Annotated in this window: 4 protein-coding genes; 2 read left to right on the forward strand and 2 right to left on the reverse strand. The window is 31.8% G+C overall.

The window, feature by feature from the left end; translation table 11 throughout:
- Positions 1-140: 140 nt before the first annotated feature.
- Positions 141-686, reverse strand: a complete 546-nt coding sequence (locus tag ACQKCJ_RS24660) for a YfiT family bacillithiol transferase (RefSeq protein WP_427403142.1) — start codon at positions 684-686, stop codon at positions 141-143.
- Positions 687-703: 17 nt separating this feature from the next.
- Positions 704-1,411 (reverse strand): class I SAM-dependent methyltransferase, encoded by a 708-nt coding sequence (locus ACQKCJ_RS24665; RefSeq protein WP_271338248.1) that lies wholly within the window; start codon positions 1,409-1,411, stop codon positions 704-706.
- Positions 1,412-1,485: 74 nt separating this feature from the next.
- Here ACQKCJ_RS24665 and ACQKCJ_RS24670 point away from each other — a divergent pair, with 74 nt between their 5' ends.
- Positions 1,486-1,980 (forward strand): YkgJ family cysteine cluster protein, encoded by a 495-nt coding sequence (locus tag ACQKCJ_RS24670; protein ID WP_271338247.1) that lies wholly within the window; start codon positions 1,486-1,488, stop codon positions 1,978-1,980.
- A 109-nt stretch (positions 1,981-2,089) separates the two neighbouring features.
- A complete protein-coding gene (locus ACQKCJ_RS24675) occupies positions 2,090-3,325 on the forward strand; it encodes an ABC transporter permease (protein ID WP_427403143.1) in 1,236 nt (411 codons plus the stop codon).
- Positions 3,326-3,550: the final 225 nt, after the last annotated feature.

Genomic DNA, 3,550 nt, shown 5'->3' on the forward strand with positions numbered 1-3,550 from the left:
TGCATAATCATTGATTTTAGTACTTAAATATAAGAAAAATCAATGTGTAAAACAAAAAAAAACTGCCCGAAATTACTTTTCGGACAGCCTCTTTTTGTTTCTGGTAAATAATACACACTGTATAAAAAAGAAACAGAATTCTAATTCCAATTTTTATATTTTTTTAAAGTTGTGATATGGGCAAGATGATGATTTCCATGCCACGCATAAGTTCCTATTAATTGTTTTATTTTATATTCACAATTATTTTCAGGATGTATAAAAGATTTTTCAAGATCTGCAAGAGATAAATTCTTCATGATAAAAGCCAGGCGATAATGTAATCCTTCCAATAAAGTTAATGTAGGCTGAATAGGCATATTTAAATTGTCCGGCAATTCAGACCATAAAGTTTCGTCGTATGCTTTTATGACTGGATTGTTTTCAGTAAGAGCCCATTTTATTCTTATGTAACAATTCATATGGCTTTCGGCGCAATGATGAATTACTTGTCGAACCGTCCATCCGTCTGGTCGATAAGGAGTGTTTAATTGTTCATTTGTCAAATGAAGTGTTTCTTTTTTTAACCTTTCAGGAAAAGATTCAATCTCATTAATTTTTGCTGAAAGATATTCCGGTGTAAATTCAATAGGAAATTCAAATTTTCCTATTGGATATTTTAATTTTTCTAAATCTAGCGCTGTCATAATAAGTAGATTTTATTTTAAATCGATAGTCTGGCAAGATAATCATAATGTTCTCCTTCTAGAATAAGCTCACATTTTAGTCCATTTGCAATAGCTCCATTCTGAAGTGTGTTGTAGTCTAAGTACAACCAGTCAAAAGGTTCTTCTTTTTCTCCTTTGTAAGAGATATTAAAAACAAGTTCTCCGTAATAATCGTTATTAGATGGTATCCATTTTCCGCCATCTTCATCTTCGTCAAACATATAAATGATGTCAGAACTGTCCAGTAGAATTTGTCCGCCTGGATTTAAAAGAGATTTTAGCTTCGATAGAAATTTATTGCAGTTTTCTAATTTGCCAAAAATACCAACGCCATTCATTAATAAGATGATTGTGTCAAATTTTTCACCATCAAAATCTAGTATATTTTGAACTTTTGCATTTTTGACACCGCGCAACTTACAGGTTTCAATTGCTTTTTCAGAAATATCTATTGAAGTAACTTCTAAGTTACGATCGTTTTGTAATGATAAGCTATGACTGCCGGCTCCACAACCAACATCAAGTGTTTTTCCCGAGGCTAACTGAAGTGCTTTTTGCTCAAGTTTTGGCATTTCATTATAAGAACGGAATAAATAATCAACACTCATTTCATCTTCTTCAGAAATTGTAGTTTCGGTAATGATATCTTCCGGCGAATTATTGGTTTGAAAGTCGAACATCGCTTTTCCAAATAGATCTTTCATCGTATTTTATTTCAAAGTTTAAGGTTTCAAGTTTAAAGTTGTTTAATTTTGCAGATCAACTTTAAAAAGTAAACTTGAAACAAATTTTAAATAACTTAAATAAGTTAGCCAAAGATAAGCATATCGAAAACAAAAAGTATTTTGATAAGCTGAAAAAGAAACAACCTAAAAATTTAGATTATGTAATGCAGGATTTGCATGATGCCGAATTTAAAAAGACAGATTGCTTGAAGTGTGCTAATTGTTGTAAAACAACAGGCCCGTTATTTACTTTGGCGGATATTGAAAGAGTCTCAAAATCTTTGAGGCAAAAGCCTCAACAGTTCATAGAGCAATACCTCCGAATCGACGAAGATAAAGATTATGTTTTGCAAAGTGTTCCGTGTACTTTTTTAGATAGCGAGAATTATTGCATGATTTACGATGTTCGTCCAAAAGCCTGCAGAGAGTTTCCGCATACAGATCGTAAAAAGTTCAATCAGATTACGGATATCACTTTAAAAAATGTTGCCATTTGTCCTGCCGCATATAATATAGTAGAGGAAATGAAAAAGAAACTTCCTTTGTAGGATTTGCAAAAAAGTAAATGTTTCTGGAAGTAATTTGTTTTTGCTTTTTTAAATGTATTTTTGATTTGGATGAGGGAATTCATTATAATAATAAATAGACAACAAAAATTTGAATTTAGAATATTTCATAGCCAGAAGACTTATCACTGCCAAAGATTATAAAAGCAGTATATCAGCGCCAATTATAAAAATTGCTATTTCAGCAATTGCTATTGGTATTATCATGATGATGGTTTCAGTTGCAACCGGGATGGGTTTACAGCAAAAGATACGCGATAAAGTTTCAGCTTTCAATGGCCAGATAATTATATCTAATTATGATAATAATAATTCTGAAGTAACTCTGATTCCTATTTCGAAAGAACAAGATTTTTATCCAGACTTCAAGTCGGTACCTCAAGTGAGTCATATTCAGGCAATCGCTAGTAAGGCAGGAATTATAAGAACCGAAAATGCATTTGAAGGAATTGTTTTCAAAGGTGTAGGAGCAGATTATGATTGGAACAATATAAAAGAATATGTCGTAGAAGGTAAAGTTCCAGATTTTACTAAAGCTTTAAATGAAGAGGTTTTGATTTCGAGATTTCTTGCGGATCGGCTTAATCTAAAAGTAGGGGATAATTTTAACACCTTTTTTATTAAGGAAGAACAAGGTAAAATGCCAAATAGCCGCCGATTCAAAATTGCAGGTATTTTTAATTCGGGATTTCAGCAATTCGATGCTACATATATAATAGGAGACATTCGTCATATTCAACGAATAAATAAATGGACTCCGGATCAAGTTGGAGCATTTGAAGTTTTTATTAAAGACTTTGATCAGATTAAAACGACCGGCAATCAAATTTACGATCAAACATCATCGAGTTTAGATACTAAAACGATAATTGAGAAATACAGTTACATTTTTGATTGGCTACAACTCTTTGATTTTAATATAGTCATTATTTTAGGGATTATGATTTTAGTGGCTACAATAAATATGGTTGTTGCACTATTGGTCCTTATATTAGAGCGTACACAAATGATAGGTATTTTAAAAGCTATGGGGGCGAACAATTGGACAGTTCGTAAAATATTTTTGTATAACGCATTCTATCTTATTATAAGAGGATTGTTTTGGGGGAACTTAATTGGTATTGCGATATTGCTAATCCAACAGCAATTTGGGATTGTTCAGTTAAATCCTGAAAATTATTACGTCAATCAGGCGCCAGTCTATTTAAATTGGGGATATATCGCTTTGTTGAATTTGCTTACCATTACAGTTTGTTTTGTAGTGCTGTTAATTCCTTCTTATATCATAACAAAAATTTCACCAGTCAAAGCGATTCGTTTCGAGTAGTTTCAAAAAATCATATATTATAGATATAAGTAATCCGTCAGTTTTTTTGGCGGGTTGTTTTTTTTATGGATAATAGGGTTTGTTTAATTTAGTCAAATTAAAGCTTTAATCGGGATTTTCTATTGAAATTTGAATTAGGAGCTCAATCCCGCTATGCATTTCAATCTTTTACTTTTTAAAGAAAAAAGCAAAAGGATTTCCATTTCTATCGGGGCTAGGGCAGTT

The organism is Flavobacterium sp. NPDC079362, from assembly GCF_050267765.1.
GTDB lineage: Bacteria > Bacteroidota > Bacteroidia > Flavobacteriales > Flavobacteriaceae > Flavobacterium > Flavobacterium azizsancarii.